20 protein-coding genes are annotated in these 20,324 nt (G+C 72.1%); 10 read left to right on the top strand and 10 right to left on the bottom strand.

Annotated elements, in window-relative coordinates; genetic code table 11:
* The first annotated feature begins 312 nt into the window (after positions 1-312).
* Entirely contained in the window at positions 313-1,776 is a 1,464-nt protein-coding gene (locus AB0Q96_RS07085) for a tetratricopeptide repeat protein (protein WP_365322469.1), read from the top strand.
* 13 nt (positions 1,777-1,789) lie between these two features.
* Here the strand turns inward: AB0Q96_RS07085 and AB0Q96_RS07080 are convergent, their stop codons facing one another.
* The 3 genes from AB0Q96_RS07080 to panB all read right to left on the bottom strand — a co-directional run bounded on the left by AB0Q96_RS07080 (position 1,790) and on the right by panB (position 4,664).
* Positions 1,790-2,647 carry an ABC transporter permease gene (locus tag AB0Q96_RS07080; protein ID WP_365322468.1) on the bottom strand — a complete coding sequence of 286 codons (858 nt, stop codon included), beginning with the start codon at positions 2,645-2,647 and terminating at the stop codon, positions 1,790-1,792.
* Positions 2,644-3,657, bottom strand: coding sequence for an ATP-binding cassette domain-containing protein (locus tag AB0Q96_RS07075; RefSeq protein WP_365322467.1), 1,014 nt, complete (start codon positions 3,655-3,657; stop codon positions 2,644-2,646). Before AB0Q96_RS07075 ends, AB0Q96_RS07080 begins: the two co-directional genes overlap by 4 nt.
* 143 nt (positions 3,658-3,800) lie before the next feature.
* On the bottom strand, positions 3,801-4,664 hold the full coding sequence (panB, locus tag AB0Q96_RS07070; RefSeq protein ID WP_365322466.1) for a 3-methyl-2-oxobutanoate hydroxymethyltransferase: 864 nt from the start codon (positions 4,662-4,664) through the stop codon (positions 3,801-3,803).
* Between the two features lie 190 nt (positions 4,665-4,854).
* On the opposite strand from panB, the gene AB0Q96_RS07065 reads away from it, so the two are divergent.
* The 3 genes from AB0Q96_RS07065 (at position 4,855) to AB0Q96_RS07055 (ending at position 8,617) form a co-directional block, all read left to right on the top strand.
* Positions 4,855-6,468 (top strand): MFS transporter, encoded by a 1,614-nt coding sequence (locus tag AB0Q96_RS07065; protein ID WP_365322465.1) that lies wholly within the window; start codon positions 4,855-4,857, stop codon positions 6,466-6,468.
* A gap of 390 nt (positions 6,469-6,858) precedes the next feature.
* A complete protein-coding gene (locus AB0Q96_RS07060; protein WP_365322464.1) occupies positions 6,859-7,410 on the top strand; it encodes a TetR/AcrR family transcriptional regulator in 552 nt (183 codons plus the stop codon).
* Between the two features lie 181 nt (positions 7,411-7,591).
* Positions 7,592-8,617, top strand: coding sequence for an endonuclease/exonuclease/phosphatase family protein (locus AB0Q96_RS07055; RefSeq protein ID WP_365322463.1), 1,026 nt, complete (start codon positions 7,592-7,594; stop codon positions 8,615-8,617).
* Positions 8,618-8,648: 31 nt separating this feature from the next.
* On the opposite strand, the gene AB0Q96_RS07050 is transcribed toward AB0Q96_RS07055, so the two are convergent.
* Both AB0Q96_RS07050 and AB0Q96_RS07045 read right to left on the bottom strand, forming a co-directional pair.
* On the bottom strand, positions 8,649-10,406 hold the full coding sequence (locus tag AB0Q96_RS07050; protein ID WP_365322462.1) for an NAD+ synthase: 1,758 nt from the start codon (positions 10,404-10,406) through the stop codon (positions 8,649-8,651).
* 66 nt (positions 10,407-10,472) lie between these two features.
* Positions 10,473-11,297, bottom strand: coding sequence for a DUF4190 domain-containing protein (locus tag AB0Q96_RS07045; protein ID WP_365322460.1), 825 nt, complete (start codon positions 11,295-11,297; stop codon positions 10,473-10,475).
* 201 nt (positions 11,298-11,498) lie between these two features.
* On the opposite strand from AB0Q96_RS07045, the gene AB0Q96_RS07040 reads away from it, so the two are divergent.
* The 3 genes from AB0Q96_RS07040 to AB0Q96_RS07030 all read left to right on the top strand — a co-directional run bounded on the left by AB0Q96_RS07040 (position 11,499) and on the right by AB0Q96_RS07030 (position 14,731).
* Positions 11,499-12,989, top strand: coding sequence for an APC family permease (locus tag AB0Q96_RS07040; RefSeq protein WP_365322458.1), 1,491 nt, complete (start codon positions 11,499-11,501; stop codon positions 12,987-12,989).
* A gap of 12 nt (positions 12,990-13,001) precedes the next feature.
* On the top strand, positions 13,002-13,844 hold the full coding sequence (locus AB0Q96_RS07035) for a DUF998 domain-containing protein (RefSeq protein ID WP_365322456.1): 843 nt from the start codon (positions 13,002-13,004) through the stop codon (positions 13,842-13,844).
* Positions 13,845-13,951: 107 nt separating this feature from the next.
* A complete protein-coding gene (locus AB0Q96_RS07030; RefSeq protein WP_365322510.1) occupies positions 13,952-14,731 on the top strand; it encodes an alpha/beta hydrolase in 780 nt (259 codons plus the stop codon).
* Positions 14,732-14,751: 20 nt separating this feature from the next.
* Here AB0Q96_RS07030 and AB0Q96_RS07025 read toward each other — a convergent pair whose 3' ends face one another.
* The 4 genes from AB0Q96_RS07025 to AB0Q96_RS07010 all read right to left on the bottom strand — a co-directional run bounded on the left by AB0Q96_RS07025 (position 14,752) and on the right by AB0Q96_RS07010 (position 17,148).
* A complete protein-coding gene (locus AB0Q96_RS07025) occupies positions 14,752-15,171 on the bottom strand; it encodes a CBS domain-containing protein (RefSeq protein WP_365322454.1) in 420 nt (139 codons plus the stop codon).
* Between the two features lie 196 nt (positions 15,172-15,367).
* Entirely contained in the window at positions 15,368-15,997 is a 630-nt protein-coding gene (locus tag AB0Q96_RS07020) for a DUF305 domain-containing protein (protein ID WP_365322508.1), read from the bottom strand.
* 2 nt (positions 15,998-15,999) lie between these two features.
* The gene (locus AB0Q96_RS07015; RefSeq protein WP_365322452.1) at positions 16,000-16,677 is read right to left on the bottom strand and encodes a DUF3105 domain-containing protein; all 678 of its coding nucleotides are present in this window, start codon (positions 16,675-16,677) and stop codon (positions 16,000-16,002) included.
* Between the two features lie 81 nt (positions 16,678-16,758).
* Positions 16,759-17,148 carry a hypothetical protein gene (locus tag AB0Q96_RS07010; protein ID WP_365322450.1) on the bottom strand — a complete coding sequence of 130 codons (390 nt, stop codon included), beginning with the start codon at positions 17,146-17,148 and terminating at the stop codon, positions 16,759-16,761.
* 237 nt (positions 17,149-17,385) lie between these two features.
* Between AB0Q96_RS07010 and AB0Q96_RS07005 the strand changes: the two genes are divergently transcribed.
* From AB0Q96_RS07005 to AB0Q96_RS06995, 3 genes are read left to right on the top strand one after another with little or no spacing between them, the layout of a single operon-like run.
* Positions 17,386-18,747: a glutamine synthetase family protein gene (locus AB0Q96_RS07005; protein ID WP_329420080.1), complete on the top strand. Its 1,362-nt coding sequence runs from the start codon at positions 17,386-17,388 to the stop codon at positions 18,745-18,747.
* 11 nt (positions 18,748-18,758) lie between these two features.
* Complete coding sequence (locus AB0Q96_RS07000) at positions 18,759-19,163, top strand: hypothetical protein (RefSeq protein WP_365322449.1); 405 nt, start codon at positions 18,759-18,761, stop codon at positions 19,161-19,163.
* A 60-nt stretch (positions 19,164-19,223) separates the two neighbouring features.
* On the top strand, positions 19,224-19,739 hold the full coding sequence (locus tag AB0Q96_RS06995) for a GNAT family N-acetyltransferase (protein ID WP_365322447.1): 516 nt from the start codon (positions 19,224-19,226) through the stop codon (positions 19,737-19,739).
* Here the strand turns inward: AB0Q96_RS06995 and AB0Q96_RS06990 are convergent.
* The gene (locus AB0Q96_RS06990) at positions 19,736-20,167 is read right to left on the bottom strand and encodes a VOC family protein (protein WP_365322445.1); all 432 of its coding nucleotides are present in this window, start codon (positions 20,165-20,167) and stop codon (positions 19,736-19,738) included. The genes AB0Q96_RS06995 and AB0Q96_RS06990 overlap by 4 nt on opposite strands.
* Positions 20,168-20,324: the final 157 nt, after the last annotated feature.

The raw sequence follows: 20,324 nt of genomic DNA, 5'->3' as shown, positions 1-20,324 counted from the left end.
GACTGGTCGTGGGATTTGTTGGAGGGGCCGGAGCGGGTGGTGTTGCGGCGGCTTTCGGTGTTCACGGGTGGGTGTGATCTGGAGGCTGCCGAGGCTGTGTGCGGGGGTGCGCTGCTGGGTGGGTTGGGTGTGTTGGATGTGTTGGGGGCCTTGGTCGACAAGTCGTTGGTGGTGGTTGTCGAGGGGGTTGGGGGGATGCGGTATCGGTTGTTGGAGACGGTGGCCGAGTATGCGGGGGAGCGGTTGGACGAAGGGGGGGATCGGGGGGAGACCGAGCGGCTTCATCTGGTGTATTACCGGGAGCTGGCGCGGGTGACCGATCCCGCGTTGCGGGGGCGGGGACAGACCGCCGCCCTCGCCCGGTTCGGCGTCGAGTACGGGAACGTCCGCACCGCGCTGCGGCGGGCCGTCGCCGCCCGCGACGAGCACGAGGCGCTCGTCCTCGTCCACTCCCTGCTCTGGTACTGGACCATGCGCGACCTGCGGGCCGACGCCCTGCACTGGGCCGAGTCCGTCGCCGCCCTCGGGCCCGACCCGTTCGGGCCCGGCGCCGGCCCCGTCGTACCGCTGGGCGAGCCGGTCACCGCACGGACCCCGCCGCTCGACGAGGACCAGCTGTGGGAGGCGCGGCGCGGCGTGCGCCTGATCGAACTGCTCAACATGGACCACGAGACGGGGCGGTGGACCACCCCCGAGGGCATCGCCCGGCTGCGGCGCATCAACGAGATGTATCCGCCGGGGCTGCCCCAGACCTGCCGGCTGCCCGGCTCCTTCGCCGTCTTCGCCGTCCTGCTCATCGCCGAACCCGGACGCATGGGCCAGGCCCTGGACGCCCACGTCGCCGCCTGCCGCCGCTACGGATACGACTGGGAGCTCGGCAACGCCCTGCAACTGCGCGCCAACCTGCTCGCCAACCGGGCCGACCTCGCCGGACAGGCCGCCGTCGACGCCGAGGAGAGCCTGCGGATCTTCGTCCGGCTCGACGACGCCTGGGGCGCGGCCGAGGCGCTGTCCTCGCGTGCCGAGGCGCGGGAACGGCGGCTGGAGTTCCACGGCGCCGCCGAGGACTTCGCCGCCGCCATCGACTACGCGCGGCGGGTCGGCGCCCAGTCCCAGATGGCGCTGCTGCGCGCCCGCTACGCCGACATGCTGATCGAGACCGGGCGTCTCGACGAGGCCGAGAAGATCCTGCGCGAGGTCGTCGAGGGCGAACACGGGCGCGGCCACGAGCCGATGCTCGCCGCCCGGATCTTCCTGGCCATGCTGCTCGGCCGGACCGGACGCCTGGAGGAGGCCCGGGCCCATCTGGAGCGGCTGCTCGGCGAGTTCCGCTCGCAGACCCTCTCCATCTTCGAGGGCTTCACCCTCGGCAGCCTGGGCTGGGTGGAGAACCTCGACGAGCGGTACGACGTGGCCTTCGCGCTCGCCCGGCGGGCGTACGAGCGCTCGCTCGGCGCCCTGTCGCTGATGGTCGCCCCGCAGATGCCGTCGGTCCATCTGATGACCGCCGCCTGGGCGCTGGCCGGGCTCGGCGGGCCCGGGGCCCGTACGGCGGCCGTGCTGCTCGGCGCGTCCGAGGGGCTGCGCCCGCCGGGGCACCTGTCCCCGCCCATCGAGCTGGAGAACCTGGCGCGCGGCACCGAACTGGCCCGTGCCGCGCTCGGCGACGAGGCGGAGTTCGAGGCCGCGTACGCCGAAGGCGGCGGCCTCTCCCTGGAGGAGGCCGCCGCCCTGCTCGTACGCGCCGACGCGATCAACGGGCGCGCCGAGTCCTGAATCCCCCTGCGGATCAGGTCTTCTTGCGGAACTTGGCGACCGCGAGGGGCGCCATGACCACGGTGAGGCCGGCCGCCCAGGCGAGGGTCATCCACACCGAGTGGGCGACGGGGCCGCCGTTGATCAGGCCGCGGGCGGCGTCGGCGAGGTTCGACAGCGGGTTGTAGTCGGTGAAGCTCTGCAGCCAGCCGGGCATCGTGGTCGGCGGGGCGAAGATCGACGAGCCGAACTGGAGGGGCATCAGCACCAGCATCGCCATCCCCTGGACGGCCTGGGCCGTCTTCATGGTGAGACCGAGCAGGATGAAGATCCACATCAGGGCGGCGCCGAAGATCGCGGACAGGCCGATCGCGGCGAACAGGTGGAGCACCGAGGTGTGGATCTGCAGGCCGAGCAGGAAGCCCATGCCCAGCAGGATCGCGGTGGCGATCAGCATGCGGCCGAGCTCGACGACTATCTTCGCGATGAGCACCGAGGAGCGGGCGATCGGCATGGTCCGGAACCGGTCCATGACGCCCTTCTTGAAGTCGTCGTTGATGCCGGTGCCGACGCCCATCGCGATGTTCATGCCCATCATGGCCATCAGGCCGGGCACGACGTAGTTCACGTACTCCGAGTTGTTGCCCTTGCCGGCGATCGCGCCGCCGAAGACGTACACGAAGAGCAGCACGAAGATGATCGGCATCAGGACGGCGTCGAACATCGACTCCGGGTCCTGCTTGATCTGGAGCGCGTTGCGGCGGACCAGGGCGCCGATGTGGCGCAGGTTGGCCCGCAGGCCGATGCGGCCGTCGGCGGCGCCGGGCGCCTGCCGGGAGGGCTTGGGGCCGGGGGTGTCCACGGGGGACTGGGGCAGGGTGGTGGTGCTCATGCGGCGACCTCCTGGTCGAGCGCGTCGTGGACGGCGTCGGTGGCGGACGTCTTCGCGCCCGTGATGGCGAGGAAGACCTCGTCGAGGCTCGGCAGGTGGGTGCCGATGTGGGCGATGCCGAAGCCGCGGGCGCCGAACAGGCCCACGACGGCGGTCAGCTGCTCGTCGCTGAGGATCGGCACGTACAGCACGCCCTCGTCGGGCACCACGGTCGCGCCCGCGACGCCGTCGAGGCCCGTCTCGCGGAGCGCCGCCGCCATCGCGGCGAGGTCGGCCGGATCGGCCGGGCGGACCTGGAGGGTGCGGCCGCCGACCCGCGCCTTCAGCTCGTCGACGCCGCCGCGTGCGATGACCCGGCCGCGGTCGATGACGGTCAGCTCGCTGGCGAGCTGCTCCGCCTCCTCCATGTACTGCGTGGTGAGCAGGACGGTGGCGCCCTCGGCGACCATCCGCTGGACCTCGTCCCACACCTCGTTGCGGGTGCGGGGGTCGAGGCCGGTGGTCGGCTCGTCCAGGTAGAGCACGGCCGGCCGGCCGATCATCGAGGCGGCCAGGTCGAGGCGGCGCCGCATGCCGCCGGAGTAGTTCATCGCGGGGCGCTTGGCGGCCTCGGTGAGGGAGAAGCGCTCCAGGAGCTCGTCGGCGCGGGCCCGGGCGTCCTTGCGGGAGAGGTCGAGCAGCCGCCCGATCATGTACAGGTTCTCCCAGCCGGACAGCTTCTCGTCGACCGAGGCGTACTGGCCGGTGAGGCCGATGGTGCGGCGCAGCTGGCGGGGCTGGCGCACCACGTCGTAGCCGGCGACGAAGGCGGTGCCGGCGTCCGGGGCGATGAGGGTGGACAGGCAGCGGACGAGGGTGGTCTTGCCGGCGCCGTTGGGGCCGAGGACCCCGAGGACGGTGCCCTCGCGGACGTCCAGGTCGACCCCGTCCAGGGCCTTCGTCTCGCCGAAGTGCTTCACGAGGCCCCGGACCTCGACGGCGTTGGTGTGTGATCGCGTCATGTCCACCATGGAACACGGCGCCACCGACAGTCGACCGACAGCGGACCGACAGCCGGCCGACAGCACCGGGCGCGGGCGCCGACAGCAGCCGACGGCCCGCCGACGGGGGACGGTCGGCGGGCCGCGGTTCTTACCGGGAAGGTCCGGTGGGGCTAGTGGAAGCTGTGCTCCTCGGCGGGGAACGCCCCGCCGGTGACGTCCTGGGCGAAGGCGCGGGCGGCGTCGCCGAGCGTCTCGCGCAGGTTGGCGTACTGCTTGGTGAAGCGGGGCACCTTGCCGCCGGTCAGACCGGCCATGTCGGTCCAGACCAGGACCTGCGCGTCCGTGTCGGGGCCGGCGCCGATGCCGATCGTCGGGATGTGCAGCGAGCGGGTGACCTCGGCGGCCAGCTCGGCCGGGACGAGCTCCAGGACCACGGCGAAGGCGCCCGCGTCCTGCGCCGCCTTGGCGTCGCTGAGCAGCCGGTGCGCGGCCTCGTCGGAGCGGCCCTGCACCCGGTAGCCCATGGTGTTCACGGACTGCGGGGTCAGGCCCAGGTGGGACATGACGGGGATGCCGGCCTGGACGAGCAGCTCGGTCTGCGGGAGGGAGCGCTCGCCGCCCTCCAGCTTGATCGCGCCGACGCCCGCGTCCTTGACCAGCCGGGTGGCGTTCCGCAGGGCCTGGACGGGGCCCTCCTGGTACGAGCCGAAGGGGAGGTCGCCGACGACGAGGGCGCGCTTGGTGCCCCGTACGACGGCGGCGGAGAGCAGCGTCATCTCGTCCATCGTGACGGGCACGGTGGTGTCGTAGCCGAGGTGACAGTTGCCCATCGAGTCGCCGACGAGGACCACCGGGATGCCGGCCTCGTCGAAGACGGACGCGGTCATGGCGTCGTAGGCGGTGAGCATGGGCCACTTCTCGCCGCGGGTCTTGGCGGCGGCGATGTCGTGGACGGTGATGCGGCGGGTGCCCTTCCCTCCGTACAGCGCCTTGCTGCTGTCGGCGGGCGGTTTCTGGGCAGCCTGAAGCGTCATGGTGAACGGCTCCTTTTTGTCATCTCGAGGCGCCCTGTGGCGTCCCCGGACCATGTCCATGGTGGCACTTCGCCGGGGGGCCGGGGAAGTGGGGCGGAGTGGTGCTGTTCACACCTGCGCAACGTAAAAACTTCATCAGGTGATTCGATACGAGACGGTCCCGTATCGAAATAGGTCTAGGGTGAGCGGCATGTCTCAGCCGTCCCCTGACCTCACCCTGCCCCGGATACCCGAGGCCGTGCACCGCCGCCGCTGGGCGATCCTCGGCGTCCTGATGCTCAGCCTGCTGATCGTCGTGCTCGACAACTCGATCCTGAACGTCGCCGTCAAGACGATCGCCAGCCCCGCGCCCACCGGCATCGGCGCCACCCAGAGCGAGCTGGAGTGGGCCATCAACTCCTACACGCTCGTCTTCGCCGGACTCCTCTTCACCTCCGGCCTCCTCGGGGACCGCCTGGGCCGCAAGAAGGTGCTCCTGTTCGGCATCACCGTCTTCGGCATCGCCTCCGCGCTCGCCGCGCTCTCCGGCTCGCCGGCCGAGCTCATCGGCTACCGGGCCCTCATGGGCCTCGGCGCCGCCTTCGTCATGCCGGCCACCCTCGCCGTCCTCATGAACGTCTTCGAGCGCGACGAGCAGCCGAAGGCCATCGGCATCTGGGCCGGCAGCGTCGGCCTCGCGATCGCCATCGGCCCCATCACCGGCGGCATCCTCCTGGAGCACTTCTGGTGGGGCTCGATCTTCCTGGTCAACGTCCCCGTCGTGCTGCTCGCCCTCGGCCTCATGGCCTGGCTCGTGCCCGACTCCAAGGACCCGAAGCCCGGCCGGATCGACCTGCCCGGCGTGCTGCTCTCCGTCCTCGGCCTGGTCCTGCTCGTGTACGGCATCATCCGCGGCGGCGAGCTGGCGAGCGTCACCGACGTCACCGTCCTCGTGCCCGCGCTGGCCGGCCTCGCGGTCCTCACCGGCTTCGTGCTGTACGAGAAGCGCACCGACCACCCGGCGCTCGACATCTCGTACTTCCGCAAGCCCGCGTTCTCGGCCGCCGTCGCCGCCATCGCGCTGGTCTTCTTCGCCCTGCTCGGCGTGACCTTCTTCTCCGCCTTCTACCTCCAGAGCGTCCGCGGCTACAGCGCCCTGCAGTCCGGCCTGCTGATCCTGCCGCTGGCCATCGCCCAGGTGCTGTTCTCGCCGCGGGCCCGGCTGGTCGTCGACCGCTTCGGCGCCAAGGCCGTGTGCACCGTCGGCATGCTCGCCGTCGCCGTCGGCCTGGGCGCGTTCGCCTTCTTCGACGCCGACACCCCCGTCTGGGTCCTCGAAGTCGTCTTCTTCGTCCAGGGCGCCGGCATGGCGCACATCATGCCGCCGGTCACCGTCGCCGTGATGCAGGCGCTGCCCCGCGAGAAGGCCGGCTCCGGCTCGGCGATCAACAACACCTTCCGCCAGGTCGGCGGGGCGCTCGGCGTGGCCGTCCTCGGCTCCGTCCTGTCCTCCACCTACCGCGGCGGCATCGAGGACCACCTCGGCGCGGTCCCGCCCGGGCTGCGCGACGCGGCCGGCGAGTCCATCGAGGCCACCCTGGCGGTCGCCGAGAAGCTGGGCCCGGCCGGGCGCGGCCTGGTCGCCCCCGCGTACGACGCCTTCCTCGACGCCATGCACGTCGCCGCCTTCGGCTCCGCCGCCGTCGCCCTCCTGGGCGCCGTCGTCGTGGCCGTCTTCCTCCCCGGCCGCACCCCGGCGCTCCCGGCACAGCGCTCCTCCGTTCCCGGCGACCGGGCACAGGCGGGAGAATCGGTGAAGAGCTGACGACAGGACGCGGCGGTGGCCCAGGGGCCCGGACGGAAAGGCGGAGCGGACGTGGCGCAGGAGAACGACGGGGCACGGCCGACGGCCCCGGGCCCCGCAAGACGGGCCGGGGACACCTCGCGCGGCACGGCCCCGGCCGTGGACGCGCGGCGGGCCGAAGGCCCGGGGAGCGCGACGCCCGGTCGGGCGCCCGCCGCGGGCCCGGCGCGGGCCGAGGGCGCCGCCGCCGCGAGCGGCGCGCGCGATCCGCGCGCCGCGTCCACGACCCCGTCGCCAGCCGCCGCCACCCCGCCGTCCCCCGCCCAGGCCCCCACCACCGCCTCCACCCCCCCTCCCCCCTCCGACGACTGCCCCGGCTCCGCGCGGCGTGGGCGGCCTCGGAGTGAGGCGGTGGAGCAGGCGATCTTCGACGCGGCGATCGGGCTGTTGGAGGGCGGGACGCCGCTGACCGAGCTGTCGATCGAGAAGATCGCCCGCACCGCCGGGGTCGGCAAGGCCACCATCTACCGTCGCTGGCCCGGCAAGGAAGAGCTCTTCGTCGACCTGCTGCGGTCCGTCGAGGCCCCGGATCCGGTGCTGCCCGGGGTCTCGGTGCGGGACGACCTCGTCGCCCTCATGGAGTCGATCCGGCGGCGAGGGCTCGCCAAACGGAACTCCGCGCTGCTCCACAACGTGTTCTCGCAGATGCAGAGCTACCCCAAGCTGTGGGACGCGTACCACCAGACCGTCATCGACCCCCGCCGCCGGATGGGCCTGGACGTCGTCCGGCGCGGGATGGAACTCGGCGAGATCCGCGACGACCTCGACGCCGAACTCGTCAACGACCTCTTCACCGGCCCGTTGCTGCTGCGCACCGTGATCCGCCCCGGCGCGTCCCTGGACCCCGACCTCGCCGAGCGGGTCGTCGACGCCGTCCTGGAGGGCGTGCGCCCGCGCCGCTGACCAGGCACGACACACCGACCGGACGAGTCGTACGAATGTGCGCGTTCTGTCACAGCCCCGCGCCCCGCGCCGCCCTCAGGAACCCGCCACGCGGCTGTGTCGTCCCTCGGGGAGTACGACCGAACCGGAATCGCCTAGGGTCGAGTCCGGGTCGCAGAGCAAGGCAGTGAGGACGGCAGCGATGACGCGGGTGGACATGACGGAGACCGAGAACGGCGGCGCGCCGCACGACAAGGGCCCCGCCTCCCGGCTCGCCTACCGCCTCCGGGCCCTGCGCGGCGACCGCGGCATCTGGCGGCGCGGCATCCTGCTCGCCCTGTGCGCCGTGCTGCTGACGTTCCTGATGGTGTTCCACTCGGACATCCCCAACCGGATCGGCAACCTCGGCAGCCTGACCGAGACCTTCCTGCCCTGGCTCGGCCTGTTCGTGCTGGTGCTCCTCGTCCTCGCCCTGCTGCGCCGCTCCGCGACCGCGCTGATCGCCCTGCTGCTGCCGGCCGTCGTCTGGGTCAACGTCTTCGGCGGCCTGATCGTCGACAAGTCGGAGCCCGGCGACGGCCTCACCGTGGTGAGCCACAACGTGAACGCCGACAACCCCGACCCGGAGGGCACGGCCCGTCAGATCGCCGCCTCCGGCGCGGACGTGGTCGCCCTGGAGGAGCTCAAGGGCGACGTGGTGCCCACCTACGAGCGCGGTCTGGCCGACACGTACCGGTACCACTCGGTGCAGGGCACGGTCGGCCTGTGGAGCAAGTACCCGCTGCGCGACCCGCGGCCGGTCGACATCCGGATGGGCTGGACCCGCGCCATGCGCGCCACCGTCGCCGCCCCCGCCGGGGACGTGGCCGTCTACGTGGCCCACCTCCCCTCCGTACGGGTCAAGCTGAACGCCGGGTTCACCGCCAACCAGCGCGACGACAGCGCCAACGCCCTCGGCGAGGCCATCTCGCACGACCCGCATCAGCGGATCGTGCTGCTCGGCGACCTCAACGGCACCATGAACGACCGCTCGCTCAACGCGGTGACCTCGCAGCTGCGTTCCACGCAGGGCGCGGCCGGCGACGGCTTCGGCTTCAGCTGGCCGGCGTCCTTCCCGATGGCCCGCATCGACCAGATCATGGTGAAGGGCGTGGAGCCGCTCTCCTCCTGGACCCTGCCGGAGACGAAGAGCGACCACCTGCCGGTCGCGGCCCGCGTGAGGTTCTGACCCACCTCCACCCGGGCCGCCGGAGGCTCCGTCAGGCGGGCGTCTCGCGCCAGCGGTTGGTGATGGGCAGGCGGCGGTCCTTGCCGAAGCCCTTCGCGGAGATCTTGGTGCCCGGCGGGTACTGGCGGCGCTTGTACTCCGCCGTGTCCACCATCCGCAGCGTGCGGGTCACCAGCTCCTCGTCGAAGCCGGCCGCGACGATCTCGTCCTTGCCCCGGTCGCGGTCGACGTAGAGCTCCAGGATCCGGTCCAGGACCCCGTAGTCGGGCAGCGAGTCCGTGTCGACCTGGTCCGGGCGGAGTTCGGCGCTCGGCGGCTTGACGATCGAGTTCTCCGGGATCGGCGGGAGCTGGCCGCGCTCCTCGGCGGCCCGGTTGCGCCAGCGGGCGAGCCGGAAGACGTCCGACTTGTAGACGTCCTTGATGGGGCCGTACGCGCCGACGGAGTCGCCGTACAGCGTCGAGTAGCCCACCGCCAGCTCGGACTTGTTGCCCGGTGCGAGGACGAGGTGGCCCTCCTGGTTGGAGAGCGCCATGAGCAGCGTGCCGCGCAGCCGGGACTGGAGGTTCTCCTCGGCGAGCCCGGTCAGGGCGAGGGAGCCCAGATAGGCGTCGAACATCGGCTCGATGGAGACGGTGCGGAAGCCGAGGCCGGTGCGGCGGGCCAGTTCGGCGGCGTCGGCGCGCGAGTGGTCCGAGGAGTACTTCGAGGGCATCGACACGCCGTGCACGTTCGGCGCGCCGACCGCGTCGCAGGCGATGGCGGCGACCAGCGCGGAGTCGATGCCGCCGGACAGGCCGACCAGGACGGACCGGAAGCCGTTCTTGGCGACGTACGCCCGCAGGCCGACGACCAGCGCCGAGTAGACCTCCTCGTCGTCGTCGAGCCGCTCCGCGTAGCCTCCGGTGACCTCCGGCTCGTACGCGGGCAGCGGCTCCTCGGAGAGCACCACCCGGTCGATCCGCAGCCCGTCGTCGACGGTGCCCTCGGCGGCGTCCGGCACGGCCGCCGGGAGGTCCAGGTCCAGGATCACGCTGCCCTCGGCGAACTGCGGGGCGCGCGCGATCACCTCGCCGGAGGCGTCGACGACGATCGAGTCGCCGTCGAAGACCAGCTCGTCCTGGCCGCCGGTGGTCGCCAGGTACGCGGTCGTGCAGCCGGCCTCCCGGGCGCGGGCGCGGACCAGTTCGAGCCGCGTGTCGTCCTTGTTCCGCTCGTACGGGGAGGCGTTGACCGACAGCAGCAGTCCGGCCCGGGCGCTGCGGGCCGCCGGGACCCGGCCGCCGTCCTGCCACAGGTCCTCGCAGATCGCGAGGGCGACGTCGACGCCGTGGACGCGCAGGACGGGCAGGGTGTCGCCCTGGACGAAGTAGCGGTACTCGTCGAAGACGCCGTAGTTGGGCAGGTGGTGCTTGGCGAAGCGCAGCACCACCTCGCCCCGGTACAGCACGGCGGCGGCGTTCTCCGGGGAGCCGGCGGGCCGGCCGAGCCGGGGCCGGTCCCGCTCGGACCGGTCGAGGTAGCCGACGACGACCGGCAGCTCGCCGAAGCCCTCGTCCGCGAGGCGCCGCCCGAGCGCCCGCAGGGCGGCCCGGGAGGCCTCGACGAACGAGGGGCGCAGCGCCAGGTCCTCGACGGGGTAGCCGGTCAGCACCATCTCGGGGAACGCGACGAGGTGCGCCCCCTGCTCGGCGGCGTGCCGGGTCCACTGGACGACGGCCTCGGCGTTGCCGGCGAGATCGCCGACCGTCGAGTCGATCTGATTCAGGGCGAGGCGTAGTTGAGGCACGCCCCCCAGTCTAATCGTCAATTCGACGCTATGTCCTGGGGAATGCGTGCCCGTGCCGTCGTGGCCCTACTTGGTCGAGCCGGTCCAGACGGCCGACTCGTGGTCCAGCACGGTCGGGGCGATCTCGACCTGGAGCTCGCCGGCGGCGTCGGGCGCCATGGCGAAGGTGAAGTCGGCCTTGGCCTGCTTGCCGGGGAGGACCTTGCCCTCGAAGGGCTTGGTGGCGTTGCTGCCGTCGAAGACCATCTCGGCGGTGGCGCCGTTGGCGTCGCTGGCGTTCGGCAGGGCGGCGGTCACGTCGACCGCCTCCTTGCCGCCGTTGACGATGGTGATGGTCACCTGGAAGGCCTTGTTGCCCTTGGTGAAGCCGGCGGCGAAGGCGTCGGGCTTGTGGGCGCGCGGCGCGGAGACGGTGACCTTGAGGCCGTCGTCGTACGCGAAGGTCTCGCCGAACTTCAGCGCGCCGGGGGTCGCGTCGGCCGAGGGCGTGGCGGTGCCGCCCGCGCCCGGCTCGGCGGAGGCGGTGGTGGTCGGCAGGCCGCCCGACTTCTGGATCTCCTCGGCGACGTCGCTCACCGCCGTGGCGATGACGACGGTCCACACGATCGAGACGAGGATCGAGAGGGCGCCCAGGACCAGGCCGGTGACGGCCGCTCCCTTGTTGGTCGCCAGGCCCTTGCCGGCCCGCGAGGCGCCGATGATGCCGAAGATCAGGGCCAGCAGACCGAGGATCCCGCCCAGCCAGAACAGGAACGGGATGATCGCGAAGAGCAAGCCCACGATGCCGAGCACCAGTGCCGAGACGCCGAGCCCGTTGCGGGGCTGGGCCGGGGGCTGCATCCCCGGCGCGCCCCAGGGCTGCTGGTCGGGGGAGTGGGTGGGCATGGTCATGCGATGTCCTTCACGGGCGGTTCGGGGCATGGCAAGACGGCCCCACCCCTGGAGATCACGACCGTATGGCAGTCCGGTGTGAAGAGACCAGTTGATTTGTGAACGATATGTGTTCGTGATCCATACCAGGATAGGGAGGATCTGATTCCTCCTCATTCGGCCGCCTTTGCGAAGATGCTCCCGCCCGCTGATCATGGGCCCATGACGACCACTGACGATGCGGCGGAGCCGTCGGGGAACACCACCGCGGGCTCCCCGGCGGAAGCGGGGCTCCGCCAGGACGACGGCACCGGACGGCAGTTCATCTCCTGGCTGACGCTCGCGTTCATGACCACCGCGTCCGTCGCCTCCCTGCGGCCCTCGCCGTCCATGGCCCTCTACGGCCTCGCGGCGGTCTTCCTCTACCTGCTGCCCGCCCTCGTGTTCCTGCTGCCCACCGCCCTGGTCGGCGCCGAACTCGCCTCCGGCTGGGAGGGCGGCATCTACCGCTGGGTCAGCGAAGCCCTCGGCAGACCGCTCGGGTTCCTCGCCGTCTGGTGCCAGTTCGCCATGACCATCGCGTACTACCCGAGCCTGCTCGCCTACGTGGCCTCGACCTTCGCGTACGTCATTGACCCCTCCCTCGCCGAGAACGGCCCGTACGTCGCGCTCGTCATCGTCGTCGTCTACTGGTCCGGGGTCTGGATCTCCGCGCGCGGCACGAAGACGATCGCCGGCCTGTCCTCCTTCGGCCTCGTCGTCGGCACCCTCGTCCCCGGCGTCCTGCTCGTCGTCCTCGGCATGGTCTTCCTCGGCCAGGGCAACCCGTCCGCGCAGCCCATGACCGCCGACCACCTGCTGCCGCCCTGGACCGGCCTGGCCAGCCTGGTCCTCATCGTCAACAACTTCCTGTCCTACGCGGGCATGGAGATGAACGGCGTCCACGTCTCCTCGCTGCGCGAGCCCAAGCGCGAGTACCCGAAGTCGATGTTCCTGGCGACCGGCCTCGTCCTGCTGATCTTCATCCTTCCGGCCCTGGCCATCGCCTGGGTGATGCCCGCCGAACAGCTCAGCCTGACCGCCGGTCTCATGCAGGCGTTCCAGGCCTTCTTCGACCACTTCTCGATCGGCTGGATGACGAAGGTCGTCGGCGTCATGCTGGTCTGCGCCGCCCTCGGCGGCATGCTCACCTGGCTCTCCGGACCCGCCAAGGGCCTCGTCCTGCTCTCCCGGCAGGAGGGCTACCTGCCGCCCGCGTTCCAGAAGTTCAACAAGGCCGGCGCCCCCGTGAACATCATGGTCGCGCAGGGCGTCGTCACCACCCTGATCGGCGTCCTCTACGCCTTCAGCGACGACGTCTCCAGCGCGTACTGGATGTTCTCCGTGATCACCGTGCAGATCTACCTCATCGCCTACCTGCTGATGTTCGTGGCCGTGGTCAAGCTGCGCAGGACCCAGCCCGCCGTGGAGCGCGGCTTCCGCGTCCCCGCCGTCGCCTGGGTCGCCGGGGCCGGCTTCGTCGCCTCCGTCGCCGCCCTCGTCATCGGCTTCGTGCCGCCCGACCAGTTCGGCGACCAGCCGCTGTGGCGCTACCTCCTGATCGTCGGCGGCGGCCTGCTCGTCCTCGGCCTCGTCATCCCCGGCGCCCTGCTCAAATACCGCAAGCCGGGCTGGATCCACCCGGACCACCGGGAACCTTCCACCACGCCCTGACGTAGGACGAGTGTGTCCAGGAAAGCCACACAGGCCGCCGCCGTCCTCCTCGCGCTCGGCGCGCTCGCGTACACCGCCTGGGTGCTCGAAGTCGTCGTCCGGACCGGGCTCGACCCGGTCCGGACCTACGTCTCCGAGCTCGCCGCCGCCGACCAGCCGCTCGGCGGCCTGTTCCGCGCGACCGACCTCACGGCCGGACTGCTCGTCCTCGCGGGCGCGCTGACCGGCCTCGCGGCCACCGCCCGCCCCCGCCCCGCCGGCCCGGCCGGGACCTCCTGGGCCCGGCGCGAACCCGGCCCGCGCCGCCCCTGGCTGCGCGTCGGCTGGCTCGCCCTCGCGCTCTTCGGAGCCGCCACCGCCGTCGACTCCCGGCTCCCGCTCAGCTGCACCCCCACCGCCGACCCCGAGTGCGCCGCGCGCGAGACCGCCGGACTCGTGCCCGCCACCCACACCGCGCACGCCGTCAGCTCCAGCCTCGCCATGGCCGGCGCGCTGACCGCGATAGTCGCCCTGACCCTGGCCGCCCGCCGCTACGGCCTGTGGCGCCCCCTCGCCCGTACCGGCCCCGTCCTCGTCGCCCTCGAACTCCTCGCCACCGCCTGGACCCTCGCCGCCGTGGCCGCCTTCGAGGCCGGCAAGGGCCTGTGGTCCCTGGGCGCGGGGCAGCGCCTCCAGGTCCTCCTCGTCGCGGTGTGGCTGGCGGTGCTCGCCTGGTCGGTGCACCGGGAGGGGGACTGGGACGAGGACCGGGACAGGGACAGGGACAGGGATGAGGACTCGGCCGGGCCGGGGGTACGGGGTGCGCGGGGTGCGCGGGGTGCGCGGGGCGTACGGCCGGAAGGGCGGCGCCCGTGACCTTCGAGCCCGACCCCGTCCCCGGGGCCTCCGACCGCGCCCCCGGGGCCCCCGACCCCGTCCCCGGGGTCCCCGGGGACACCGCCCCCACCCCCCGCTTCGTCCGTATCGGCGGCGTCCCCCATCACGTCGTCGTCGACGGCTCGGGACCCGTCTGTGTCCTGTCCGCGGGGCTCGGCATGAGCTGGTTCGACTGGGCGCCCGTCGTCCCGCTGCTCGCCCCGTACCGCACGGTCGTCCGGTTCGACCGGCCCGGACACGGCCTCTCCGCCCCCGCCGCCGGGCCCTCCACCGCCGCGGGCGAGGCGGACCGGATCGCCGCCGTGCTCGACGCGCTGCACCTGCCCGGGCCCGCCACCGTCGTCGGCCACTCGCTCGCCGGATTCCACGCGGAGGCATTCGCGCGCCTCCACCCGGCCCGTACCGCCGCGCTCGTCCTCGTCGACTCCTCCGTGGAGGAGCGCCCGCGCGCCTCCCGCACCGGGCCCGCCCGGGCCCGGCTGCTGGGCGCCGTGCTGTCCGCCCTCGGCGTGCCGGCGGCGCTCGGACCGGCCGTCCGCGCGCTGTCCGTACGGCACGACCCGGCACCCCCCGACCTGGTCCGCCGCGTCTACCGCACCTCGCGCGTGCTGCGCGGCACCCTCGACGAGAACGCCCGCTACGGAGCCGTCGCCGCCGAACTCCTCGCCCTGCGGGAGCGCGTGCCGCTGCCGCCCGGACTGCCCGTCACCGTGCTCGCCGCGCCCGCCGGCTCCGCCCGCTGGGAGCGGCGCCAACGCGCGCTGGCCCGACGGCTCGGCGCCCGCTACGAGGCGGCCGAGCCGTCGGGCCATCTGGTCATGCTGGACCGCCCGGACGCCGTGGCCCGGGCCGCGCTGGGAGGCTGAGGCCGCCTCAGGAGACGGCGTCAGGAAGCCGCGTACACGCTCGCGCAGAACGCCTTCAGCTGCTCGTCCGACAGCTGCTGGGCCAGATCGGCCTCGCTGATCATGCCGACCAGCTTCTTGTTCTCGACGACGGGCAGCCGTCGGATCTGGTGGCTCTGCATCTCCTCCAGGACCGCGCCCACGTCGGCGCCCGCCTCGATCCAGCGCGGGGTGCCCTGGGCCATGTCACCACAGGTGATCTTGGCGGGATCGTGACCCATGGCCACGCAGCCGACCACGATGTCGCGGTCCGTGATGATGCCGCAGAGCCGTTCGTTCTGGTCGGCGATGGGCAGGGCGCCCACGTTCAGGTCGCGCATCAGCTGGGCGGCTCGGTCCAGGGTCTCGTGTGCCGGGATCCACTGGGCTCCCGCGTGCATGATGTCCTTCGCCGTGGTCATGGGGTGCGCACCTTTCGTCGAACGCCGGACGTCGGACGTCGGACGTCGGGCGTGCGTACGGGGTCCCCGAGCACCACCATTGTCCGGTCACGACGCGGCCCCCGCGACCGCTGGGGTCACGGGGGCCGGCGCATCGCGCGTCACACGGGTACGTGTGGGTACGCGTGGGTACGCGCGGGCGGGCGCGGTACGGAGATCAGGCGCCGCGCTGCTTGAGCATGTCCGCCATCAGCTTGATCTCGGACTGCTGCCCGTCGACCATGCCCTGCGCGAGGTCGCGCTCGACGCCGGGCACGCACCGCTCCACACAGCCCTGGGCCATGTGGATGCCGCCCTTGTGGTGCTTGGTCATGAGCTTCAGGTACAGCACCTCGGCGTCCCGGCCGGAGGCCTTGCGCAGCTGCTCCAGCTCGGCGCGGGTGGCCATGCCCGGCATGAGCTCACCGTCCTCGCCGGCCCCCTCGGCCGCGGACATGCCGCCCATGCCCATCCAGGTCATCGGCTCCACGCCCGACTGCACCTTGGGCAGCCGCCACATGTCGAGCCAGCCCAGCATCATGCCGCGCTGGTTGGCCTGGGTGTTGGCGATGTCGTACGCGAGGCGGCGCACCTCCTCGTCCTCGGTGCGGTCGCGGACGATGAACGACATCTCGACGGCCTGCTGGTGGTGGACGGACATGTCACGGGCGAAGCCCGCGTCCGCCGACTCCGCGGTGGGCGTGGCCGGGGCCTTGTCGCGGTCGGCGGAGGCGACGGTGACGGCGCCCCCGGCGAACAGCAGGGCCAGGACCACGGCGGTGACGGACGCCCACTGCGTCCGGTTCAGCTTCACTGGCCCATCCCGGCGCCGCCCTGACCGTCCGCGCCGACGCCGCCGGTGCACGCGGCGCCCGGCTCGGGGGTCTGCGGGCCGTTGACGTACTTGGTGAAGAACACGTCGACCCGCGGGTCGCTCGCGCCGTCCACGGTCACCTGCTTGCCCCAGGCGCTCAGCATGATGGCGCCGGTCTGGTCGTCGACCGGGCTCATCAGCGAGTACGGGGTCTTCTTGACCTTCGCGCTCAGCTTCTCCACGTCGGCGGGGGACGCCTTCTTGTTGTACGTCACCCAGACGGCGCCGTGCTCAAGGGAGTGCACCGCGTTGGTGTCGTTGACGGCCTTGTCGTAGACGTCGCCGTTGCAGTTCTGCCAGACGGGGTTGTGGTCCCCGCCGACCGGCGGCTTCATGTCGTACTTCACCGGGGTGGTGACGTGGTTGCGGCCCAGCTTCTTGGCGTCCCAGTCCTTCTCGCCCTTGATGGGGGCCTTGGCGGCCGCCTCCGTCTGCTCCTGCTCCTTGTTCTCCTTGGTGATCACCCAGCCGCCGAAGCCGACGAGGCTGAGCACGACGACGGTGGAGAGACCGATCGTCAGCAGACGGTTGCGGCGCTCACGGGCCTGCTCGGCGCGGCGCAGCTCCTCTATCTTGGCGCGGCGGTCGGCGGTGGTGGAGCGGTTCGCGGCCATGGTGATGTCGTCCTTCTCGGAAGTTCGGAAGTAAGGGGAAATGCGAACGATGCGAACGAACTGTGGGAATGACCCGGCCGTTTACGTCCGCAGCACCTGAAGGACGTGGAGGTCCGGCGCGCGGGGCTGCGCGCCGGGGCGGGGCGCCAGGCCGGAGCGGTGCGGCGCGTCGAGGCGCGGCAGCCGTCCCTCCGCGTGCAGCGGCGGGTCCAGCGGCGGGGCGCTGAGCACCGCGGGCGAGAGGGACGGGAAGAGGGAGCAGCCGCCGGGGTCGTACGGGCACACGTACGCGTCGACGACGGACGTGTGGTGCCGCAGGACCTGTTCGTGGGCGGCGGGGCCCCGGTCGGCGCCGGGCGGGTCGCCGACCCCCAGACAGAGGAAGAGCGCGCCGATGAGCGTCGCCACGGCACTCGCCAGTGCCAGGGGACGCGCGTGTCGCGGCGGGCCGATGAGCCGGGAGGCTCCCATGGGCGCCGATCGTAGTGGTTGAAAGGGGTCCTTGGGCCGAACGGGGGACCGTTCGGTACCGGAAAGATGCCTGACCGGCGCCGCTTTCCGGCCGCTTTCCCGTTACCTGAGTCACAGCGGAGCAGGCACTATGGGTGTGCAACGTGCGCGAAACCATGTGGTGGGATGCTCAGGTGCCCCCCGATGTGCCCGAGACGGTGGGAGCAGGCGGCCTGACCAGCGAGGATGGGTGTGGAAATGGACAAGCAGCAGGAATTCGTGCTCCGTACGCTCGAGGAGCGCGACATCCGCTTCGTGCGTCTGTGGTTCACCGACGTGCTGGGCTTCCTGAAGTCGGTGGCCGTCGCCCCCGCCGAGCTGGAGCAGGCCTTCGACGAGGGCATCGGCTTCGACGGCTCCGCGATCGAGGGCTTCGCCCGGGTGTACGAGTCGGACATGATCGCCAAGCCGGATCCGGGCACCTTCCAGATCCTGCCCTGGCGCGCGGAGGCCCCCGGCACGGCCCGGATGTTCTGCGACATCCTCATGCCCGACGGCTCGCCGTCCTTCGCGGACCCGCGGTACGTCCTGAAGCGCGCCCTCGCCAAGACCTCGGACCTGGGCTTCACCTTCTACACCCACCCTGAGATCGAGTTCTTCCTCCTGAAGGACAAGCCGCTCGACGGCAGCCGGCCCACCCCCGCGGACAACTCGGGCTACTTCGACCACACCCCGCAGAACGTGGGCATGGACTTCCGCCGCCAGGCGATCACCATGCTCGAGTCGATGGGCATCTCGGTCGAGTTCTCCCACCACGAGGGCGCGCCGGGCCAGCAGGAGATCGACCTGCGCTACGCGGACGCCCTCTCCACCGCCGACAACATCATGACCTTCCGTCTGGTCATGAAGCAGGTCGCCCTCGAACAGGGCGTCCAGGCCACCTTCATGCCGAAGCCGTTCTCGGACTACCCCGGCTCGGGCATGCACACCCACCTCTCCCTCTTCGAGGGCGACCGCAACGCGTTCTACGAGTCGGGCTCCGAGTACCAGCTGTCGAAGGTGGGCCGCTCCTTCATCGCGGGCCTGCTGAAGCACGCGGGCGAGATCTCGGCCGTCACCAACCAGTGGGTCAACTCGTACAAGCGCATCTGGGGCGGCTCGGGCCGCACCGCCGGCTCCGGCGGCGAGGCCCCCGCGTACATCTGCTGGGGCCACAACAACCGCTCCGCGCTGATCCGCGTCCCGATGTACAAGCCCGGCAAGATGGGCTCCTCCCGCGTCGAGGTCCGCTCCATCGACTCGGGCGCCAACCCCTACCTGACCTACGCCGTCCTCCTCGCCGCCGGCCTCAAGGGCATCGAGGAAGGCTACGAACTCCCGGCCGGCGCCGACGACGACGTCTGGGCCCTCAGCGACGCCGAACGCCGCGCGATGGGCATCGAGCCCCTCCCGCAGAACCTGGGCGAGGCCATCGCCCTGATGGAACGCAGCGAACTGGTCGCGGAGACCCTCGGCGAGCACGTCTTCGACTTCTTCCTCCGCAACAAGAAGCAGGAATGGGAGGAGTACCGCAGCGAGGTCACCGCCTTCGAGCTGCGGAAGAACCTGCCGGTGCTGTAGGACGCTTCGGCGTGCGACTGCTCCCCACCACCCTCAACCGGGTCGCGAACACCATCCCGGGCAGCGCCCCGGCCGTCGGCTTCGCCGTGCACGCGGCGGAGACGGCGGCCGGCTGGGCGGCCGCCGCGGCCCTCGCGTCCCTGGTGCTCGCAGTGCGGGGCTGGCGGCTGGGCGTGCGGTGCGAGCCGGGTCACCTGGTGGTGAGCGGCTATCTCCGGAGCCGGCGGATCGACCGGTCGCGGATCACCGGGGTCACGGACTTTCCGGCCGTCCGCTGGACCGCCCCGGGCGGTGGGAAGCGGTGGACGCCGGTGCTGGCCTTCCTCGGCACGTCGGAGGAGACCGCCGGTACGTACCGGCGCAAGAGGGAGAACGTGGTGCGGCTGCGGCGCTGGGCGGGCGGCCGGCGGCGGTGATCGGGCCGCCTTCCCGCAAATCCGTTGCGTCCGTCACCGGGCTGGCCGAGACTGCCGCCAATGACTGAGATGAAGATCATCGAAACGGAGCGGCTGGTCCTGCACCCGCTCTCCTTCGGCGACGCGCAGCGCATCGTCGACGTCCGGCCCGCGGTCGGGGAGCGTTGGGCCGCGGAGTATCCCGGGGTCGGGGACATCGCCAGTGCGCGGGCCTTCCTCGCCGGGGTCGCCGAGCGCGGGGACCCGGCGGTCTACCGGCCGTACGCGATACGGGTGCGCGCCGAGGACGTCGTCATCGGGGGGATCGGGTTCCACCGGCCGCCCGGGCCGGACGGTGTCGTCACCGTCGGGTACGGGCTCGTGCCGGCGTTCCGGGGGCAGGGCTTCGCGACCGAGGCGCTGGAGGCTCTGATCGCCCGGGCCCGCGAGGCCGGGGCCACGGCCGTGCGGGGCGACGCGAACCTGGAGAACGTCGCCTCGCAGCGGGTGATGGAGCGGGCGGGGATGGCGTACGAGGGGGAGGACGAGACCGTGCGGAACTACCGGGTCGTGTTTCCCCGGCAGGACAGGCCCTAGCGTTCCGAGAGCTCCGACGGGGACTCCTGGACCACCCAGCCGTTGCCGTCCGGGTCCGCGAAGGTCAGGAACGAGTTCCAGGTGCCGCCCTTGCCCTCCTCCCAGCCCGTCGCCCCCACGTGCATCACCGGGGACACGTCCACGCCCGCCTCGACCAGCTCGTTCCTGGCCCCCTCGATGTCGGTCACGCAGAACTGGAGGCCGTGCAGGGTCCCGGGGGGCATCTCGCGGCTGCCGGGGAACGGCGGCATGCCCTGGATGAGGGTGAGCGAGCAGCGGGAGCCCGGCGGCGTGATCTGGACGATCCGGATGCCCGGCGCCACCTCCTGGTCCAGGTCCACCGTGAAGCCGCACCTCTCGGCGTAGAACTCCTTGGCCCGGTCCAGGTCGGTGACGGGCACGGGGACGACTTCCAGGGTCCAGTTCACGTTCGGGCTCCTCGGTGCGGGGCTGTGCGGGTGCGGTGCGGTTCCGGCCGTACCACCGTGCCCGCCGCGCGTCCGCCACGCACCTCGGAACGCCAAGTCGGCCGTTCGCCGGATAGGCTCGTCCGGGGACTGGAACGACCGGTGGAGGGAGCGGCGG

It is taken from the genome of Streptomyces sp. NPDC093111 (genome assembly GCF_040683955.1).
Lineage (GTDB): Bacteria > Actinomycetota > Actinomycetes > Streptomycetales > Streptomycetaceae > Streptomyces.
Note: the sequence above shows the minus strand (reverse complement) of the source record. Positions and strands in the feature narration are given on the sequence as shown.

Bases quoted from the DNA above. Each gene is read 5' to 3' on its own strand.
- AB0Q96_RS07080 (WP_365322468.1), bottom strand. From the start codon at position 2,647: ATGAGCACCACCACCCTGCCCCAGTCCCCCGTGGACACCCCCGGCCCC.
- AB0Q96_RS07075 (WP_365322467.1), bottom strand. From the start codon at position 3,657: ATGGTGGACATGACGCGATCACACACCAACGCCGTCGAGGTCCGGGGC.
- panB (WP_365322466.1), bottom strand. From the start codon at position 4,664: ATGACGCTTCAGGCTGCCCAGAAACCGCCCGCCGACAGCAGCAAGGCG.
- AB0Q96_RS07065 (WP_365322465.1), top strand. From the start codon at position 4,855: ATGTCTCAGCCGTCCCCTGACCTCACCCTGCCCCGGATACCCGAGGCC.
- AB0Q96_RS07055 (WP_365322463.1), top strand. From the start codon at position 7,592: ATGACGCGGGTGGACATGACGGAGACCGAGAACGGCGGCGCGCCGCAC.
- AB0Q96_RS07045 (WP_365322460.1), bottom strand. From the start codon at position 11,297: ATGACCATGCCCACCCACTCCCCCGACCAGCAGCCCTGGGGCGCGCCG.
- AB0Q96_RS07040 (WP_365322458.1), top strand. From the start codon at position 11,499: ATGACGACCACTGACGATGCGGCGGAGCCGTCGGGGAACACCACCGCG.
- AB0Q96_RS07025 (WP_365322454.1), bottom strand. From the start codon at position 15,171: ATGACCACGGCGAAGGACATCATGCACGCGGGAGCCCAGTGGATCCCG.
- AB0Q96_RS07015 (WP_365322452.1), bottom strand. From the start codon at position 16,677: ATGGCCGCGAACCGCTCCACCACCGCCGACCGCCGCGCCAAGATAGAG.
- AB0Q96_RS07010 (WP_365322450.1), bottom strand. From the start codon at position 17,148: ATGGGAGCCTCCCGGCTCATCGGCCCGCCGCGACACGCGCGTCCCCTG.
- AB0Q96_RS07005 (WP_329420080.1), top strand. From the start codon at position 17,386: ATGGACAAGCAGCAGGAATTCGTGCTCCGTACGCTCGAGGAGCGCGAC.
- AB0Q96_RS06995 (WP_365322447.1), top strand. From the start codon at position 19,224: ATGACTGAGATGAAGATCATCGAAACGGAGCGGCTGGTCCTGCACCCG.